This is a genomic window from Shewanella sp. FJAT-51649 (assembly GCF_019457435.1).
Classification (GTDB): Bacteria; Pseudomonadota; Gammaproteobacteria; order Enterobacterales; family Shewanellaceae; genus Shewanella; species Shewanella mangrovisoli.
On record NZ_CP080411.1, the window covers coordinates 3504850 to 3523865 of the forward strand.

Below are 19016 nucleotides of genomic sequence, written 5' to 3' on the forward strand. Positions count from 1 at the left end.
ATTGCCTAGATAAAAGGCAGAAGTAAAAAGAGCGCCCTTAGGCGCTCTTTTTACTGCTTGGTAAGTACTTATTAACCGTCTTAAGCACTCACAAGCGGCACTAACATGGTTCAACTTAAACCAGAGTCACTTTCGCGAACTTACGCTTACCCACTTGGAATACGGCAACCGTGCCTGCGCTTAAGGTCATACGGCTATCGTCAACCTTCTCACCGTCCATCTTCACCGCGCCTTGCTTGATCATACGCATCGCATCGGAAGTCGAACCCACTAAGTCGGCATCTTTAAGTAAGTTAGCAATCGCTAAGCCTTCACCCGCCGCTAATTCAACCTCAGGGATATCATCTGGGATAGCACCCTTTTGGAAACGGTCGATAAAGGCTTGATGGGCACTCTCGGCCGCCGCTTGGTCGTGGAAGCGCGCGATGATTTCCTTCGCAAGGGCAATCTTGGTATCACGGGGGTTAGCACCGTTGGCGATATCTTGTTTGAACTGTTCAATCTCGGCCAAAGGACGGAATGATAGCAACTCAAAGTAACGCCACATTAATTCGTCAGAAATCGACATGATCTTGCCAAACATTTCATTGGCGGGCTCACTCACACCAATGTAGTTGTGCGCCGATTTAGACATTTTCTTAACGCCGTCTAAACCTTCAAGCAGTGGCATCATGATCACGGCTTGTGGCTTTTGGCCTTCGGCTTTTTGTAACTCACGGCCCATCAACAGGTTGAACTTCTGATCGGTTCCGCCTAATTCAACGTCGGCCTTCAGAGCTACTGAGTCATAACCCTGTAGCAGTGGATACATAAATTCGTGGATAGCGATCGACTGACCCGAAGCATAACGCTTCTTAAAGTCGTCACGTTCCATCATACGGGCAACGGTTTGCTGCGAGGCTAAACGGATCATCCCTGCTGCGCCTAATGGCTCTAACCAGCTCGAGTTGAACTCGATACGGGTTTTGGCAGGATCCAGAATTTTATAGACCTGCTCTTTGTAGGTCTCGGCGTTGGCTAATACTTGCTCACGGGTGAGAGGTGGACGTGTACTGTTTTTACCACTTGGATCACCCACCATACCGGTAAAGTCACCAATTAAGAAAATGACTTCATGACCTAACTCTTGGAATAATCTTAATTTATTTAAAATTACTGTGTGTCCAAGATGGATATCCGGTGCGGTAGGATCAGCGCCTAACTTGATACGAAGTGGACGTCCTTCTTTGAGTTTTTCCAGCAGATCCGATTCGAGTAGGATCTCATCGGTACCACGTCTAATTTCTGCTAATACTTGGTCTAAATCAGCCATCTCGGCGGGGACTCCTAAGGCCATGATCATAAAATGAGGAGACTTATGTTACTTGTTAGCCACCACAATTGAAAGTGTGTACACTAACGGGATTATTCAAGCCTTAGGTAATCGGTATCGGCGTCACATGGGAAAGGTTATAACGTTATTTAAATTGTTGCCTAAAAAGCATCAAATTCTCCTCAGCATTCTTTCTGTTATCACTACGATAACCCTGCTCTTTCCCTCTGAAGAAGCGCAAGCTTCAAGACAAACTCAAGGTGTCGCAGACCAAGCTCAAGTCAATACCCGTTACGATGTTCCCTTAGCCTTTCGCTCACCAGAGCGTCCTGAAGGTGTTGAGGGCCAATCGCAAGATGCATCCACCAACGCCACGCCGTTATCTTCGGCCGACGCCTTAGCCGCAGGCAATGTGCCCGCCAGCGAAACCTTAGAGAGCGCCCACCATAGAGACGTTGAACATTTTAATGTGAAAAATGGCGATACCTTAGCCGCAGTATTTGAGCGCGCGGGACTCACCAGCAAAGATGTGTACGAAATTACCCAGTTGCCACTCGCCAAACAAAATCTGTTAAAAATCATCCCCGGCGAAGAAATTGTGATTTCGAAGGATGCCAAGGGCGATTTAACCGAAGTGCGCTACCGTGTCGATGCGGTATCGACCTTAGTGATCACTAAGGATCAGGATAAGTATTCCGAGAAAATCTCTGAAAAAGACATTGAAATCCGCACCCAATTCACCAGTGCGAAAATCAAGAGTAACTTCTGGAATGCCGCCGTCGATGCGGGTTTAAACGCGAACCAAATTATGCAACTCTCGACCGTGTTTGGTTGGGATATCGACTTTGCCTTGGATTTACGTGAAGGCGACAGCTTCGCGATTATCTATGAGCAGGAGTATGCCGAAGGCGAGTTTTTACGTAACGGCAATATCCTCGCCGCCGAGTTTATCAACCAAGATGAGCGCTACACCGCGATTCGCTATACCGATGGCAACTATTACTCCGAAAACGGCACTAGCATGCGTAAGGCCTTCCTGCGCTCACCGGTTGACTTTAAATACGTCAGCTCAAACTTCAACCCGAAACGCTTACACCCTGTGACAGGGCAAGTTAAGGCTCACCGCGGCGTTGACTATGTTGCCGCCATTGGCACCCCCATTAAGGCGGCGGGCAATGGCCGAGTTGTCGAATCCGGCTACAATCAATTTAACGGTAACTATGTGTTCATTAAGCACAACGATACCTACACGACTAAGTATTTGCATTTGACCAAACGCAACGTCAGTAAAGGGGCCAGCGTTAAGCAGGGGCAAATTATCGGCACCTTAGGTAAGACAGGACGCGTCACTGGCGCTCACCTACACTATGAATTTATCGTCAATGGCGTACACCGTAATCCAAGAACGGTTGATTTACCTAAGGCCGAATCGATTGCCCGTAAAGAAAAGCCACAATTCGATGCGCTCAGCAAACAGTTGATGGCTAGCATTTCACAGAACAAGCAAACCCAATTGGCGATGCAATAACGACGGACGGATCCCCTCACATGAACAAGGCTTATTATATTGGACTGATGTCTGGCACCAGCATGGACGGCGTCGATGCGGTGTTAGTCGACTTTGCGGGCGAGCAGCCACAGCTTATCGCAACGCATACCGAGGCGATCCCGAGCCATTTGCTTAAGGGATTGCAGCGTTTATGCCTGCCTGGCAATGATGAGATCAACCGCCTCGGCCGCCTCGATCGTAGTGTCGGTAAATTATTTGCTCTTGCGGTCAATAACTTGCTCGCCAAAGCCCTGATAGCCAAAGAAGACATCATTGCCATTGGTAGTCATGGCCAAACCGTGCGCCACATGCCAAACCTTGAGGTGGGTTTTACCCTGCAAATTGGCGATCCCAACACCATAGCAACCGAGACGGGTATCGATGTGATAGCCGATTTTCGTCGTAAAGACATCGCCTTAGGTGGCCAAGGCGCGCCCTTAGTACCCGCCTTCCACCAGCAAACCTTTGCCCAAGTCGGTAAAAAGCGCGTGATCCTCAATATTGGCGGCATTGCCAATATCACCTATCTGACCGGGAATCGTGAAGAGGTCTTAGGCTTCGATACTGGGCCAGGCAATACGCTGATTGATGCCTGGATCCTGCAAGTGAAAAATGAACCCTACGACAAAGACGGTGAATGGGCCGCTTCGGGCAAAACCGACCCACAGCTACTGGCGCAGTTGCTGTCGCACCCTTATTTCTCCCTCGCCTATCCCAAGAGCACAGGGCGAGAATTATTTAATCAGGCCTGGCTAGAGCAGCAATTATCACAGTTTAATCAACTGGATGAAGAAGATATCCAATCGACATTACTCGATTTGACCTGCCACAGTATCGCCCGCGATATCCTTAAACTCGCCCCTGTGGGAGAGTTATTTGTCTGCGGTGGTGGCGCCTTTAATAGCGAGTTAATGCAGCGCTTAGCGGCGCTACTACCGGATTATCACATCGATACCACCTCTGCACTGGGCGTCGACCCTAAATGGGCCGAAGGGATCGCCTTTGCGTGGCTCGCAATGCGCCACCATTTAGGTTTGCCCGCTAACCTACCTGCGGTGACAGGCGCTTCGCGCGAAGCCGTATTAGGCGGACGCTTTAGCGCTAAGTAAAACTCAAACCTACTGAAGCAGTTTGTGTTTAAGCAGTATGATGTCCCGCTGTGGAAAGCCATCGAGCGTCATCACTAAGCGGTTTGACTCCGGAATATAAGTCATGGAGCCAAACCCGCTTAGGCTCGAGCGGGGCACCCTGAGGAGTGGCGTGACTTGCTGGCTGCTCGCCTCCCAGTAATTTAATCTCTGCTCATTGCCATTACTGGATTTGAAATACACTCCGTCCGCCGTCATTGCCCAATTATTGCCAGACCTAAACACTTTGCTGGAAATGAGCTGTGTTACCTCTTCAGGCTGCGCGAGATTAATCAACCAGAGCCCATTCACCCCGTAACGACTAAACACCAATTCAGTTGCCGACTTGGCAAACCCCACCGCCATACTCAGAGGGCTTATCACCTTGGGCGCACTGTTATCTAAATAAAACTCGGTAATACCGTCGCTGGTCGATGCGAATACCGCAGTGCCCTGCCAATTCCAGCTGGGGCGACCATGGTTGTGATAACTCGAGGCTAAGGCGGTAATGTTCTTATTGGTTAAATCTAAAATAAAAATGCGATTGCCTTCATTACGATCATCGGGGGCGATAAAGGCAATTTTAGAACCGTCGGGTGACCAACGTGGATAAGCGACACGCGACTTAAGCTGAGTGTGTTGCTCCAGTTTTTGCCCCTTGATATCCGAGGTCCAAATCTCGTTATAGCCAGTATCGCTGGAGACAAAAACGATTCGCCCCGCCTCAGGGGAATAATGGGGATTACGGTGGCTAATACCGGAATACAGCAGTGGAAACAAACTGCCCGGCACTTTATCCCCGAGGGAAAAATACGCCATTTGGAATTGCCGACGATACTGGTGATAAACCAACTCGCCCTCATCGGAGACGCTACTGGGATAACTCATGCCTTCGACATCGAGTGGCCGAATATGGGCCGTTTCGATATCGATAGTAAAACCATTGCGACTACCAGAGTCTTCCGTGGCAAACACTAACGCCTGACTGTTCGGCGTCCAGCTCAAGCCGCGAATATCTTCTAGTCCTTGGGTTAAGCGTTTTTCATTGGCATTGGCTAAGTCGCGAATAAAAATATCCTCAGAGATATTACTAAAGCGCCTCGCTATCGCGAGCCATTTACCATCGGGGCTAAAGGCTAAATCTCGGTCCTCATAATTACACTGGCTTTCGCAGGATAATCTTTCAGCCGTAGCGTCCGCTTTGGCTAAAGTTAAGCGGTAAATCCCACCCACTTTATCCGCCTCGAGGGAGGAGATATAAGCAAGATATTGACCATCGGGGGAAATATCTATCGCCGCCATATCCGTGCTACAGGGCGCTAGGGCTAGCATCTCATTGGTCGCTAAAGTCAATTGAGTAATGGTGCACTTTCCCGTCGCGTGGCTGCGGGAGGCAAAAAACAGCTTGGTATCATCTAAGCTCCACACTGCACGCAGTTCAACCGATGTTGAAGGGGTTAACTGACGGGCGGGAACATCTTCACGTTTAAAATCTTTAAGATACAGACTAGATGTCACCCCTGGACGACTCGCACCATACACAAGCCAACGCCTATCGTGGGATAACCTTGGATAACGCTCCGACCCCGGATCTCGAGTCAGCACCGTCATTTGGGTATCCGTCATCCGCTGTTTATCTTGATATAAATGCATACCAATAAATAAACTACTGACAACAGCCACGGCCCCCAGCACCATCGCCATTAAACGCAGACGCTGATTGGCATATTGCAATTTAGTCTCAGTGGTCTGCCGTATATCTTCTTCGGTAACGTCGAGTTGATCGTAGATAGGCGGTAACAACAAGCGATAGCCAGCCTTACGCACTGTCTCAATCACACCACCATCCACGTCTAGAGGCGATAATTGCTGCCGTAAATGCCAAATGGCATTCGTGAGTGCCTTAGTGCCGACGTAGGCATTGCCTTCCCACACTTGAGTAATCAACTCATCGCGGGTAACCACATGAGGATAACGCAGGGCAAGATAGCTAAGCACTTCAATAAACTTAGGTTGAAGCGACACTTTAGCGGATTCATGCGAGGAGGTTTCATCCCCCTGCGTTTGAAATAAAATTGAGTTATCGGAAGGGTCAATACGACAATTCCCCAAGCAAAAACCCAACTTACTCTTATCCTTCATTTTTCTCACACCTTCGCTATTCGTCTTTTTATGGTTAGGGTAATGAGTACATCGTGTGGCTAGATACTACCTAAGACTTAACAAAGATGGCAATCCAATGTTTTAAACTAACTATATAAAATTCAAAATATTAGCTAATTAAAAATCTAAAATAGAGATTTAAACAATATAGAAACGAGCCGGGATAGATTGCGATACGGCAACAGATTACTTACAACTGATTGACCAATAACAACATAAGAGTCAAAGCCTTACTCCTGCGGTTAACTCATCTCAGCAGGGGTAATTTACTTTGCTAGGAACCCAAGTATGCTTCGCTTAACCTTGACCGGCATCTGGACTATGCTATGCCTGATTTTTATCCCCAACACCTTAGCGCAGGACTACCAGAAACCTTCCCCCGCACTGCAGCAAACCATTTCACATAACGCGGATCTCACGACTCGACTCTCAAACGATCATCAGTGGCTGGCGTTACTCAGCCCAATTGCAGCGCCGAGCATTGCCACGCTGGCCCTGCCAGAGCAGAAGTTGGCAGGATTACGTATCGCCGCCGAGCAATATTTACCGAGCCGTATCACCCAGCGCTACCACCAACTCAGGCTGATTAATATTCAGGATAATCGACAGCGGCTGATAAGCTTGCCCGGTGGCCACGATATCACCGAAGTGCAATTTTCCCCCGACAGCCGCTATTTGTCCTATGTAAGCCTAACGCCAGAGGGCGGTTACTTATATGTTTACGACATCGCTCAAGACCGCCACATGCGCCTGTCAGACAACCGATTAAATGGCACGATTAGCCTTGATTATCAATGGGCTAACAATAACAACCTGCTTGCTCGCTTTGTAATCGCCTTAAATGCCAACGCAAGCATGGCTCCAACCCTTTACGCACCGAAAACCAAGGAAACCTCGGGCAAACAAAGCCCGCAGCGCACCTATCAAGACTTATTGAAAACCAGCGCTGACAAACAACGCTTTAGCCAACTGACGACCAGTCAACTGGCCCTTGTGGATATGGATGGCAAGCTGACAAATATCGCCGCGCCGGGCATCTTTGAAGATTTTTCGCTGTCGCCAGATGGTCAATATATCTTAACCCATCAGCTCACTACGCCCTTCTCTACCCAAGTAAAGTATTATGACTTTCCAACCTTAACAGAGATTTATAATCTTGATGGTCAACGCATTACGCAACTGCACCAAAGCCAGAGTGGAGAATCTAAGCCCCAAGGAAGAGACTCAGTTTTACCCGGCCCTCGCATGTTCCATTGGGTTCAAGGGCAAGGCGCAACCTTAGCCTTTACCGAGGCTTTAGATCAGGGCAATAGCCAGCAAGAGGCGCCGCTACGGGATAGTCTATGGCAACTCGATGCCCCCTTTACCCAAAAGGCCAAACTCATCGCCAAAACCCCTTGGCGGATCATCGATATCGACTGGGCGGAAAATAACATCGCCTTAATGAGCCAGCGCAATAGCAAAGCACAGTTACTGCGACTGAGTCGCCTAGACACCCACCTTGGGGAAAGTTCGTTGTATACCTTGAACGAGCGTAATCTGCGCGATAAATATCAAGAACTTGGAAAATTCCCCAGAGTATATACCCAAGGCAAAGGGCTAGTGATCCGCGTGCAACAGGCACAAACCGCAGCGGTTATTCACTACGGCCAAGGGGCATCGCCTCAAGGCGATAAGCCATTTTTAAAACGCACCTCACTCGCTACCGGAGAATCCTCACTGTTATGGCAATCTGCAACCAACCAATTAGAATCGGTGCGCTATGTGCTCAATCTTGAGCCCTTACAACTGATTATCAACCGTGAAAGCCCGACTGAAGCACCGAGTCTTGTCTTAATCGATGACGCCAAAGAACGTGTGCTCTACCAACAGGCCGATGAATTGAGTGCGTATCGGGGGATGCAGAAGCAGCTGATCACCTACAAAAGAGCCGATGGCGTGCCCCTCTCAGGCACTCTCTACTTACCTGCCAATTACACCAAGGAGCAAGGCACCTTACCCGTGTTGATGTGGGCTTATCCGCGGGAATTTAACGATCCCGATGTCGCGGGCCAAATCAGCTTTAGCGCCAACCAATATCCCAGCATCAGTCCAAGGGGCCCAATTCCTTTAGTCGCCGAAGGCTTTGCGGTATTTGATAAAGTCTCTATGCCCATCATCGCTCAAGGGGATAAAGAGCCCAATGACAGCTTTCGCGAACAACTCGTCGCCAACGCGCAGGCGGCTGTCGATACCTTGGTCGATTTAGGCATTGCCGATCGCAAACAAATCGCCGTGGGTGGACACTCCTACGGGGCCTTTATGGTGGCGAACTTGCTCGCCCATACGGATTTATTCTATGCAGGCATTGCCCGTAGCGGTGCCTATAATCGCAGTCTAACGCCTTTTGGCTTTCAAAATGAGGAGCGTTACTACTGGCAAGCCAATGATATTTATCAACAAATGTCACCATTTAATTATGCCGATAACATCAAATCGCCCTTGCTATTAGTTCACGGAGAGATGGATCAAAATTCAGGCACTTTCCCGCTGCAATCGGAGCGACTATTTGATGCCATTCAAGGCCTTGGCGGTAAAGCAAGATTAGTTATCCTGCCCTTTGAAGGACACGGTTATGCGGCTAAGGAATCCTTAGAACACTTGCTCTGGGAACAAAGCCAGTTCTTAAAGGCAAATCTGCCTATCCACTAACCTGTAAGCCAAAGAGCGAAGTCAGCGCTTAGCATTCCACAAAAACACACCATCAGATGATTGGCGGCATAATAAGCCGCCAATCGCTTAACAAGTTACTGCTATCACTTATCCTTAAATGCTGTGTTTATTCAGTATTTAAGCGAGTATCTCCCCTCAGGTATGCACCGAAGCTTTGCCTTTTTGGCCTTTTTACTATTCCGCGTTAGCCGACTTACTTCAAGTCAGCACTCATTCAAGCTCTGGCTGAAACTCAAGCTCTGGCTGAAAGAGTTAACGTTAAGCGCTTCTCGACAGAAGAAGTATCAAAGGTCTGTGTCAATCTATCCCATTGAAGGCTTAAAGCTTGATGAGTGTGACTAACCTATTGATGTCAATATCTTGCGGATATTGGCAATAAAAAACCGCATGCAGGGAGCCACATGCGGTTGAACAAACTTAAGTGATTAGTATCAGTTCAACGATATTAGAACTTAAGCTCTGCACCTAGGTAGGCATAGCGTCCAACACCACCGCCATAGGCGCTGCTGTAGTTACCATTACCCGTTTCGACTAAATCACCAGTATCAGCCACCCAAGGCCCCTGATTGTCGAAAATATTGCGCACACCGCCATATAAACGTAATTCAGCCTGACTCACGTCCATAGTGTAAGACACCGACAAATCGTGGGTGATATACGAGCTGTAGAATAGGAATGCGGGCGTTTCGGGATTAGCCACCGCACTGGCATCACCCGCATCGAGTTTGGCTTGGTTTTCGGCTTTCAGAACATTCCACTCTTCAACTCTATCGTGGCTATCGACCATAGCGCTCTTATACTTAGCGCTCCAACGAACACGCCAATCATCATTGCTCCAGGTTAATGAAATTGCGCCTCTATCCTCAAAAATCCCGCTGGCAAGCTCACCCACATAGTCATCTTCAACTAAACCATCGGCGCCGTAGTAGCTAGTGCTAAATTCCAACACATGGGTCCAGTTAGTTTTTAAGCTGAGTTCACCGTATCCGTCTAACTGCCACTCGTAGGCCATGGCGATATCAACACCACGGGTGACAATGTCATTCAGGTTCTGTTCTTGTTGGATAACCTGAGTGATTTGCCCTTCAGTATCACGGCTGATGACCTGACAGTACTCGTTATCGGCACCATAAGGATTACTCGAGTTATAACATTCGGCCAGAATATCCTCGTTGCTTAATGAACCAATGGCATCGGTGACTTTAATATCGTAATAATCGACCGCCAGATTAAAGCCCTCGAGGAAGGCTGGCGCCATGGTAAAGCCTAAGGTATAGGTATCCGCGGTTTCCTCGGTAAGGTTTTCGTTACCGGCGTTCGGCGAATATTTAGACCCCCCCTCATCCTCAAAGACACCGTTAGTCGCAATTGCGGCTGCAATACCAGGATCTTGGCGACAACTATCATGCCCAGCCCCAGTTGAGGTTGCAGTTACCCCATCACAAATATCGCGGATACTGTCGTAATCTCCACGGGGTGGAGAGATAAGTTCTGTAATATTTGGCGCACGTTGTGAGCGAGAGTAGTTAGCACGTAGGGCATAGTTGGCAATAGGCTCCCACAGGATCCCCGCGCGATAGCTCGACATTAAGTCGATGTTTTTCTGGCTGTAATCCGCAAGACGCAATGACACGTCTAGGTCGAGCTTGTTGGCAAAAGCCTCATCCCTTAACAAAGGAAGATTCGCTTCACCAAAGGCTTCCCATACGGTGACATCCCCTTCAAAGGGCGGTACATCGTTAAAGGTTATCGCATCGCCACGCATCGCTTTATCGGTATCGACGGCTTGAGTATCACGGCGATATTCGACCCCGAATGCTGACTGCACGCCACCAGCGGGCAATTCGAACAATTCACCCGAGATAAATCCTAGGGCATTAAATTGCGTGATATCCGTGTTTATATAGGGATTGGCGCGGATGTAGTCTGCGCCTTCCTTACTGATTGAACCTTCACCAAAGATATTGACGGGAACACACCCTTCAGCCCTGGCCTCTTCACTGGCGCATTGGATAGTCACACCATCGTCGGCGTATTCAGCATCCAAGGCATATTGCAGACGACGAATACTGATTTCATTGCTGCGGCGCTGACGCTGTTCAAACTTACCGTAACCCAGTGAGGCATCCCAGGTCCAAGTTTCAAATAAGTTGCCCTGCAATCCCGCCCAAGTCCGCAAAGTGGTGCGCTCGTTATCGCTCTCAACGGGGCCAACTTCTTGGAAGCGGCGATCCCAAGTGATGCTCTTGCCAGCTGTCGCGGCAATTTCGGCTGGCACATAAGGATTGTTTGGAGAAATACTGCCCGCAGCAATAGTCCCAGGGAGACCCGTCACAGGGTCGATATAGAGTTCAGCGTCGTTATAGTCTTGGCCTTCGGCATCGGTACGACGAAACGCAGTATTACGGCTAAACTGCACTTGCACATTCGCGCGCACATCGTCGCTGAGGTCATAGTTCATTTTGACCGCAGCGGCCAAGGTATCCTCGGGGACCTTTAAGAGACCCGTGGTGTAACCGTTATAGCCATCACGTTCTTCTTTAAAGTCGGTTTTAAGCTCGGTGCCATCGTACCACCAAGAGTTTGATTTAAAGCGGCCACCGACGATGTCATTACTGCGCTCGCGCCAGTCGTCTCGGGTAATATCGCGCATACACTGGTCGCCATCGACCGTGTTCATGGCATTACACATTTGCTTTTCATCGTAGGCAAAACTTGACTCATACAGAGCTCTTTCCCTGTCGGTCGCAAATAAGCCATGTTGTTTATCATAAGTCGCACTGGCGAAGATATAACCTTTATCGCCATTAAAATCAGTGCCATAACCTACATCGACAGTAGTTTCACGACCACCACCTTCGGTGGTTTCACCGCCACGGGCGTTAATCTCAAAGCCCGTCTTATTCTGCTGGGTAATAATGTTCACCACCCCAGCAATCGCATCGGAGCCATAGACAGCCGACGCCCCGCCGGTAATGATTTCTACCTTATCGACCATAGCGGCAGGAATAGTGCTTAAGCTGACATAGTTACCGCTGTAACTGTTTGATACTACACGGCGACCATCGATCAAGGTCAGGGTGCGATCCGTTCCTAAGTCACGTAAATCAATGGTTGAAAGACCCGTATTTTGCACGCTCGATTGGCTATTTGTACTGCTAACGCCTTCCGACAACGCTGGAATTTGATCAACTAAAATATCCGCCAATGAGCCAATACCGCTATCGGCGATATCTTTGGCATCTAAGCCCTGTAATGGAGTGCTAAGGGAAAAGCTGTCACGCTTAATCCGCGAGCCCGTGACTGTGACTTTTTCAATGCTTTCTTGCTTATCCGCTACCTCGACTTCAACGCGATTAGCGCTCTCATTCACCGCATTCACTTCTATTGGATCGGCAGCCCATGCTACCGAAGGAGCAATACCAAACATCGAAGCTTGGATTGCCAAGGTTAATAATTTCTTCTTCATCCTTCCCACCTTCACTTTTACAGCGCAAGCCATTCTTGTTGTTATTTGGAGCTGTTACTTCATCCGGCTAACCGTGTTTTCTTATTCATGTTCAACAAGTTCTTTGAATATGAGGTAGCAACACCACAAAAACACGATTAACATTTCAGCAACCAAAACCTTGTACTTGGCCGAGTGAAGAGCGGCAATCATCTGTCCCTCGTTTCTTTCCCCGTTTTATATCTATTAAATATCTATTCATTTATTTTCAATACATTACAGATAAACAAAGAGAATAAATCGACTATTGAAAATGCTAAAAATCTTGGTGTAGCAGTTAGTGTTCTACTGCATTGTTACCGAACATAGGCACGATAAGACGTAACAAAACAGCAGAGACGATGCCTAAAAATGCTTTAAATAGCACCAATGACAGTCGTTCAAAAATGCACAATATAAAAACCCATCTATGCTTGATCACAGTTGTGTCATCTAAACTCGCTAAAGTGATTGTTAACTAAGCAGTAAATACACAACTGACTCACTGTGAAGGCCAACTCGTGCCTGCACACTCTGGGCGCGCAAACATATCAATTAAGGGAATGGTTATTTATCTAGCTCGACTTAACCAGCAAGATAAACAAAGGTTTATGCAAAGAACGCGAAGCGTATGTCCGCATAAATCGACTGAATAGGAAATCAATCAATGAATATGTCACAAAAAATGGCGGCAGAATTTTTGGGCACTCTATGGCTCGTTCTCGGCGGCTGCGGCAGCGCTGTGCTGGCGGCAGCCTTTCCAGAAGTCGGCATAGGCTTACTCGGGGTGGCGTTAGCCTTTGGTTTAACGGTTCTGACCATGGCGTTTGCTATTGGTCATATTTCAGGTTGCCACTTAAACCCAGCGGTATCCTTTGGACTCTGGGCTGGCGGACGTTTTCCGGCATCGGAACTGCTGCCTTATATCATTGCCCAAGTGGCGGGTGGTATTGTCGGCGCGGGTGTATTGTACGCAATCGCCTCAGGGCAAGAAGGCTTTAGTCTCGCGGCGGGCTTTGCTTCTAACGGCTTTGGCGAACATTCCCCCGGCGGTTACAGCATGATGTCGGTGTTGATCTGCGAAATCGTGATGACCTTGTTCTTCTTATTGGTGATTTTAGGGGCGACCGATGAGCGCGCACCTAAAGGCTTTGCGCCGATTGCGATTGGTCTATGTTTAACCCTTATTCACCTGATCAGCATTCCCGTATCAAACACCTCGGTCAATCCGGCCCGCAGTACTGGCCCTGCGCTGTTTGTCGGCGATTGGGCCGTATCACAACTGTGGATTTTCTGGGTTGCTCCTATCGTAGGTGCTATTCTCGCTGGTGTGATTTACCGTTATTTCAACGCTGCAGAGTAATTCCCCGCTAGCAACAGCGCCTTCGCGGCGCTGTTGTGCTTTTTCAAACCCCGCTCTAATGTTACCATCTTGCCAACTGGTGAGTTTTGCTGTGCTGACGCTATACATGAGTGGCACAACAGGCTTCGCCCTATTCACGCATAAGAGATATTTTCATGAGCAAGACTGTTAAAACCTTTGCAGAAGCCGCTGGCATGACTCCAGAAGGTCGTTACGATTACCTCGTTGAACAAGTTAAACAACACAAAGTGTTATGGACGCTACAGGACCAAGATGGTTGCGTCATGCTGACCACAGAAGATGAAGATTGCATCCCAATGTGGCCAACCGAAGAAGCGGCCGAGTCATGGGCAGTCGATGACTGGAGTGACTGCCAAACCTTAGCGATTCCCTATGATGAATGGCATGAAAGATGGGTGCCTGGCATGGAAGAAGACGATCTGTTCGTTGCCGTATTCCCTGTGCAAGATGACTTAGGTGTGGTCATTCCACCCTATGAATTAGATCAACGTTTAGTCACTAAACAAAGCCACTAATCCATAAGGGCAAACCACAATGTCGCTGAACGAGCAAGAATCCTCTTTGGCAACACAGGCTACGCCGCCCTTGGCTAAAGCCCGTTTACCTAAACGCTTAATTGCCTTGCTGCTACTCTATGTCGCAGCATCGGTAAGCGGCTTAATTGCCAAACAAGGGGTACTTTTCTGCCTGTTAACCCTATTGATGGTGCTCGGGATTATCGGTCGCCAAAAGGCTGGGTTGATTATGTTAAGGGGTTACACCTTAGTGCAATTGGCGCTAGTCAGCATGTTACCTGTGATCCTTTATGATCCTGACAACCTAGTCGCTGGGCCAACCACAGTGCATCTTGGCGAATGGCAAGAAAAGCTACCCGATTACGTGATTTTTATCGTGTTGATTGTCTTATCTTTATTGCAGGTGTGGGTGGCATTCGATAAGAAAGTGAAGGCTTGGTTTAAACCTAAGCTTAATCTTAATATTATGAATTAACTCCAAAGCAACGCGCCTACGCCTTGCTTTGCCAATACTAGCAACACAGGAAAGACCAACAAAAAAGCCGTCATCTCGACGGCTTTTTTATCTTCTATATCAGTTCACTACATTCGTAGAACAAACTTACACAGAGAAACTTGCGCCACAACCACAAGTAGTAGTCGCATTCGGGTTCTTCACAAAGAAACGCGAACCTTCGAGACCAGAAGTGTAATCCACTTCACCGCCAACGAGGTATTGTAAGCTCATGGGATCGACGACCAATTGGACGCCTTGCTTCTCAACGGTGAAGTCGCCTTCGTTGACCTTTTCATCAAAGGTAAAGCCGTACTGAAATCCAGAACAACCACCACCCGTCACGTACACACGTAGTTTAAGTGCAGGATTTTGCTCTTCTTCCAACAAGCCTTTTACCTTAGCGGCTGCCGCATCGGTAAATTTGATAGGCATTGCTGCGTCAGCTTGATCAGTCATTACTACCTCTTACATCAGTTTTCTGGGGCAAATTATCCGTTACCTGACTATTTTGTTCAAGTATTACCCGCGGTTCTTTTTCACCCTGTAAAAGCTCAGGGACACTATAGACATGTTCTGTCTGCGAATTTTTGGTCCAGCGGCTCGAAGGCACCACCACTTTGACTTTGACCTGCACCACATTAAACCCTGCAGGCACAGTAACTTTGGTATCTATGACCTGAAAATAGCGAAAATCAAACTCGAGCTTAGAACCCGTGAGTTTGTTCACACTTAACTCAACGGATTTTCCGTCTTGCACCCCAATGAGGGTGATTTCGGTACGACCTTGAATCGCCTGCTTACGTTTTTGCAGCTGAGTTAAAATCAACTTGAAATTATACTCATCTGCTAGGACGCCCGGCGTCATTTCTAAGCCGTGAATGGCCACCCCTTCGGCATTGTCATCCGGCGACATAATACTGCGATAAAAGGCTAATTCGTGCTCTAGCTCTTTTTGTTTCTTCATCTGCTGTGCAAACATATCTTGCATTTGCGCATTGGCTTCGCGCTCGACAGATAATTCTAAATTGCGGGTCGCGAGTTCCTGGGTTTGTGTCTCAAGTTCGGCGGTAACACGTTGCAGCTTACCGCCGCCAATATGCTTTACGACGGGCTCGTCACTGTTGAGCACAATAAAGCTCACCCAAGCGCCTAACAGAAATGCCACTAAGACTAACGACAATAAATACTTGGTCGATGGACGATACTTTAGATCCATGACTTGCAGCCGATCTAGCCAACGATGATAATTTGGCATTAGGTAACAGCCCCTTATATAAAATACAATCAACTCAAGAACGAGTTCGATACAATACAACTCAGGCCAATGCAGTGCAATTAACGATAAATAAAGCCGCGATTCAAGACGCCATCAGCACAGCTAAAAAGTACTTAACTAACGAGCTGCGTGATCATTTATCCCAAGCCAAGATCAGTGCGCAGTTGTGCTTACTGGCCTTGCTATTCGCCATCTTCGCCTCCTGCGTGATCCTGTTGTTTCGACTCTTGCTCCTGTGGGCGAACCATTACACCCAAATCGAGACGCTGGATTTTACGGGTAACATCGCCGACTGGCGAGCCCTGTTGCCACTTTTTGGTGCCTTGTTGATCTGGATTGTTGCTAAACTCGGCTCCAAACGTTACAAGCGTATGGGGATTGCCTATGTATTACATAGGGTTAAATTGCACTATGGCAAAATTCCACTGCAGTCTGCCGCAGGGCAATTTTTTCAAGCCCTGTTTGCCTTAGGCACCAATTTCTCGGTGGGCCGCGAAGGCCCCGCCATTCACCTTGGCGCAGTAAGTGCCAGTGTTTTGGCCGAAAAATTTAATCTTCCCGACAATAGTGTGCGGATAATGTGCGCCAGCGGCATCGCCGCAGGGATTGCCGCCACCTTTAACGCCCCGCTCGCGGCAGTGATATTTGTACTCGAAGTGATAGTGCGCGAATACAAGGTGCATTACTTCTTCCCCATTATGCTGTCCGCGATTTGTGGCGCAGTTTCCAGCCAGCTGGTTTTTGGTAATGTGCACGAGTTTGACCGTATTCAGGTGATCCATATTCCATTGGATCATTATCCCATTTTAGCCTTGGGCGGCATTGCACTGGGCTGCGCCGCCGCCTTCTTCAACTACGCGCTCCTTAAAGTCACCGCCACAGGGCAAAACTGGCCACTGATTTATCGGCTATTACTGGCGGGCAGTATCACTACACTGATTGGCTTAATCTTGCCCCAAGCCCTCGGCACTGGGGATTTGGCCATCAGTGAAGCCATTAGCGAGCATCCTAGTTTATTACTACTCATCGCCCTGCTTGCGGCCAAGATTATCGCCACCATAGCGGCAATCGGACTTGGGATCCCGGGCGGCTTGATTGGTCCGCTCTACGGCATTGGCGCCTTGATCGGTGCCATCTTAGCTTTAGTTAGCGCCATTCTATTCCCTTCGATTGCGCCTTACGTTGGTCTCTATACGGTTATCGGCATGACAGCGATGATGGGGGTTTGTCTCAGTGCGCCGCTCGCCGCCCTAGTGGCGCTGCTCGAAATGACCAACGATGCCAGTATCATTCTGCCAGCGATGTTTGTGACCATTCCCGCCTTCTTGATTGCATATCAAGGGTTTAAAACCAACTCTATTTTCTTCAAGCAGTTAGAGATTATGGGCTTAGGCTATAAAGTCGCCCCGGTAAATCTAGCGCTACAGAAAAAAGGCGTGCGCGCCCTGATGGATAAGCGTTTTGTTATCGTCAACAACAACGACGAGCTGCTGCTCGAAGTGTTAAAACGCGCCGAAGGTCGCCCAGTGTTAGTGCGTAACGCCGATGGGGTGATTGAAATGCTCAGCCTCGAGATGCAATCCTACGATGACAACATCACCCTCTCGCGCCATCCGATGCAGGGCTTGAGTGACACTAAAACCCTCGATGAGGTGTATAACTTGTTGTCGCCCAAGCGCAGCGGTGAGGTATTTATCTACCAAGACACCCCAGACAATGTGGTGGGAGTAGTCAGTTGGTCGAACCTACAACAGGAAATTCGCTCCGGCCAAGTCTAAGCCCTGTAAAGATGAGCTTAGATTCACAAAATCCTGTATTAGCTGCTTAAAAAATCTATACGAGGGCGCGGCGACTATTTCGCTGCCCCAGTGCATCTGTTACAATCGCGCCTCAGCCACCCTACATATACATCAGGGCACAAAGCGCGACATTGCACTTTAACGCCCCCTAGCAATTGGAAAACAGGCTGATGAACCAGTTCGAAGGATCTCATATCCTCTCCGTAAACCAGTTAGATCTTGATTCAATCCAAACTATTTTTAATGTTGCCCATCGTATGATGCCCTATGCACTTCGTGAGAAGCGCACTAAGGTGCTCGAAGGCGCCATTTTAGGTAACCTGTTTTTCGAGCCTAGTACCCGTACCCGCGTGAGTTTTGGCTGTGCCTTTAACTTACTCGGCGGCCATGTGCGTGAAACCACTGGCATGGCCTCTTCGTCCTTATCTAAGGGCGAGTCACTGTACGATACCGCACGTGTACTCTCGACCTATTCCGATGTGATTGCGATGCGCCACCCCGACTCTTATTCGGTGAAAGAGTTTGCTGAAGGTAGCCGCGTGCCTGTAATCAACGGTGGTGATGGTTCGAACGAGCACCCGACCCAAGCCCTGCTCGATTTGTTCACCATTCAAAAAGAGTTAGGCCATGCTGGCCGCGGTATCGATGGCATGCATATCGCCATGGTCGGCGACTTAAAATTTGGTCGTACCGTTCATTCTCTGTCGCGCCTACTGTGCATGTATAAGAACATCAGCTTCACACTGATTTCGCCAACTGAATTAGCAATGCCTGACTATGTGATCTCCGACATTGAAAATGCTGGCCATAGCATCAAAATAACAGACCAGCTTGAAGGCCACTTAGATAAAGCCGACATACTTTATCTGACCCGCATTCAAGAAGAGCGCTTCCCATCCCAGGAAGAAGCGAACAAATACCGCGGTAAATTCCGTTTGAATCGCAGTATTTATACCCAACATTGCAAATCTAACACTGTGATCATGCACCCGCTGCCACGGGATTCGCGTGCGCAAGCTAATGAGTTAGATAATGATTTGAACAGCCATCCTAATCTCGCTATCTTCAGACAGGCGGACAATGGACTGCTAATTCGTATGGCACTGTTTGCATTGACACTCGGGGTTGACTCGCAACTCGAAAAATATGAGTGTCCCGTTAATTGGTATTCACGTAAAGCCGATCGCTAATCGGCT

The 19016-nt window shown here is 48.4% G+C and carries 13 protein-coding genes; 8 read left to right on the forward strand and 5 right to left on the reverse strand.

Annotation, left to right across the window (positions count from 1 at the left end; genetic code table 11):
• Nucleotides 1-115 precede the first annotated feature (115 nt).
• Nucleotides 116-1312 (reverse strand): tyrosine--tRNA ligase, encoded by a 1197-nt coding sequence (tyrS, locus tag K0H59_RS15440; RefSeq protein WP_011626902.1) that lies wholly within the window; start codon nt 1310-1312, stop codon nt 116-118.
• 127 nt (nt 1313-1439) lie between these two features.
• On the opposite strand from tyrS, the gene K0H59_RS15445 reads away from it, so the two are divergent.
• Nucleotides 1440-2840: a peptidoglycan DD-metalloendopeptidase family protein gene (locus K0H59_RS15445; protein ID WP_011717902.1), complete on the forward strand. Its 1401-nt coding sequence runs from the start codon at nt 1440-1442 to the stop codon at nt 2838-2840.
• A gap of 20 nt (nt 2841-2860) precedes the next feature.
• The gene (locus K0H59_RS15450; RefSeq protein ID WP_220053628.1) at nt 2861-3970 is read left to right on the forward strand and encodes an anhydro-N-acetylmuramic acid kinase; all 1110 of its coding nucleotides are present in this window, start codon (nt 2861-2863) and stop codon (nt 3968-3970) included.
• Between the two features lie 9 nt (nt 3971-3979).
• Here the strand turns inward: K0H59_RS15450 and K0H59_RS15455 are convergent, their stop codons facing one another.
• A complete protein-coding gene (locus tag K0H59_RS15455; RefSeq protein ID WP_220053629.1) occupies nt 3980-6130 on the reverse strand; it encodes a winged helix-turn-helix domain-containing protein in 2151 nt (716 codons plus the stop codon).
• Nucleotides 6131-6439: 309 nt separating this feature from the next.
• Here K0H59_RS15455 and K0H59_RS15460 point away from each other — a divergent pair, with 309 nt between their 5' ends.
• Nucleotides 6440-8842 (forward strand): S9 family peptidase, encoded by a 2403-nt coding sequence (locus K0H59_RS15460; RefSeq protein ID WP_220053630.1) that lies wholly within the window; start codon nt 6440-6442, stop codon nt 8840-8842.
• Between the two features lie 466 nt (nt 8843-9308).
• Here the strand turns inward: K0H59_RS15460 and K0H59_RS15465 are convergent, their stop codons facing one another.
• Nucleotides 9309-12332 carry a TonB-dependent receptor domain-containing protein gene (locus K0H59_RS15465; protein ID WP_220053631.1) on the reverse strand — a complete coding sequence of 1008 codons (3024 nt, stop codon included), beginning with the start codon at nt 12330-12332 and terminating at the stop codon, nt 9309-9311.
• Between the two features lie 685 nt (nt 12333-13017).
• Here K0H59_RS15465 and aqpZ point away from each other — a divergent pair.
• From aqpZ to K0H59_RS15480, 3 genes are all read left to right on the forward strand, one after another.
• Entirely contained in the window at nt 13018-13713 is a 696-nt protein-coding gene (gene aqpZ, locus K0H59_RS15470; RefSeq protein ID WP_023266760.1) for an aquaporin Z, read from the forward strand.
• A gap of 155 nt (nt 13714-13868) precedes the next feature.
• Nucleotides 13869-14249, forward strand: a complete 381-nt coding sequence (locus K0H59_RS15475) for a DUF2750 domain-containing protein (RefSeq protein ID WP_011717908.1) — start codon at nt 13869-13871, stop codon at nt 14247-14249.
• Between the two features lie 19 nt (nt 14250-14268).
• The gene (locus K0H59_RS15480; RefSeq protein ID WP_086903120.1) at nt 14269-14724 is read left to right on the forward strand and encodes a hypothetical protein; all 456 of its coding nucleotides are present in this window, start codon (nt 14269-14271) and stop codon (nt 14722-14724) included.
• A 126-nt stretch (nt 14725-14850) separates the two neighbouring features.
• On the opposite strand, the gene erpA is transcribed toward K0H59_RS15480, so the two are convergent.
• Together erpA and K0H59_RS15490 are read right to left on the reverse strand one after the other, a co-directional pair.
• Entirely contained in the window at nt 14851-15201 is a 351-nt protein-coding gene (erpA, locus tag K0H59_RS15485; protein ID WP_011623639.1) for an iron-sulfur cluster insertion protein ErpA, read from the reverse strand.
• Nucleotides 15194-16000 (reverse strand): DUF6776 family protein, encoded by an 807-nt coding sequence (locus K0H59_RS15490; protein ID WP_220053632.1) that lies wholly within the window; start codon nt 15998-16000, stop codon nt 15194-15196. Before K0H59_RS15490 ends, erpA begins: the two co-directional genes overlap by 8 nt.
• 74 nt (nt 16001-16074) lie before the next feature.
• On the opposite strand from K0H59_RS15490, the gene K0H59_RS15495 reads away from it, so the two are divergent.
• Nucleotides 16075-17799, forward strand: a complete 1725-nt coding sequence (locus tag K0H59_RS15495; protein ID WP_011626912.1) for a chloride channel protein — start codon at nt 16075-16077, stop codon at nt 17797-17799.
• A 191-nt stretch (nt 17800-17990) separates the two neighbouring features.
• Nucleotides 17991-19010 carry an aspartate carbamoyltransferase gene (locus tag K0H59_RS15500; RefSeq protein ID WP_011717911.1) on the forward strand — a complete coding sequence of 340 codons (1020 nt, stop codon included), beginning with the start codon at nt 17991-17993 and terminating at the stop codon, nt 19008-19010.
• Nucleotides 19011-19016: the final 6 nt, after the last annotated feature.

Bases quoted from the DNA above. Each gene is read 5' to 3' on its own strand.
- K0H59_RS15480 (WP_086903120.1), top strand. From the start codon at position 14,269: ATGTCGCTGAACGAGCAAGAATCCTCTTTGGCAACACAGGCTACGCCG.
- K0H59_RS15490 (WP_220053632.1), bottom strand. From the start codon at position 16,000: ATGCCAAATTATCATCGTTGGCTAGATCGGCTGCAAGTCATGGATCTA.
- aqpZ (WP_023266760.1), top strand. From the start codon at position 13,018: ATGAATATGTCACAAAAAATGGCGGCAGAATTTTTGGGCACTCTATGG.
- tyrS (WP_011626902.1), bottom strand. From the start codon at position 1,312: ATGGCTGATTTAGACCAAGTATTAGCAGAAATTAGACGTGGTACCGAT.
- K0H59_RS15460 (WP_220053630.1), top strand. From the start codon at position 6,440: ATGCTTCGCTTAACCTTGACCGGCATCTGGACTATGCTATGCCTGATT.
- erpA (WP_011623639.1), bottom strand. From the start codon at position 15,201: ATGACTGATCAAGCTGACGCAGCAATGCCTATCAAATTTACCGATGCG.
- K0H59_RS15475 (WP_011717908.1), top strand. From the start codon at position 13,869: ATGAGCAAGACTGTTAAAACCTTTGCAGAAGCCGCTGGCATGACTCCA.
- K0H59_RS15445 (WP_011717902.1), top strand. From the start codon at position 1,440: ATGGGAAAGGTTATAACGTTATTTAAATTGTTGCCTAAAAAGCATCAA.
- K0H59_RS15455 (WP_220053629.1), bottom strand. From the start codon at position 6,130: ATGAAGGATAAGAGTAAGTTGGGTTTTTGCTTGGGGAATTGTCGTATT.
- K0H59_RS15500 (WP_011717911.1), top strand. From the start codon at position 17,991: ATGAACCAGTTCGAAGGATCTCATATCCTCTCCGTAAACCAGTTAGAT.
- K0H59_RS15450 (WP_220053628.1), top strand. From the start codon at position 2,861: ATGAACAAGGCTTATTATATTGGACTGATGTCTGGCACCAGCATGGAC.
- K0H59_RS15465 (WP_220053631.1), bottom strand. From the start codon at position 12,332: ATGAAGAAGAAATTATTAACCTTGGCAATCCAAGCTTCGATGTTTGGT.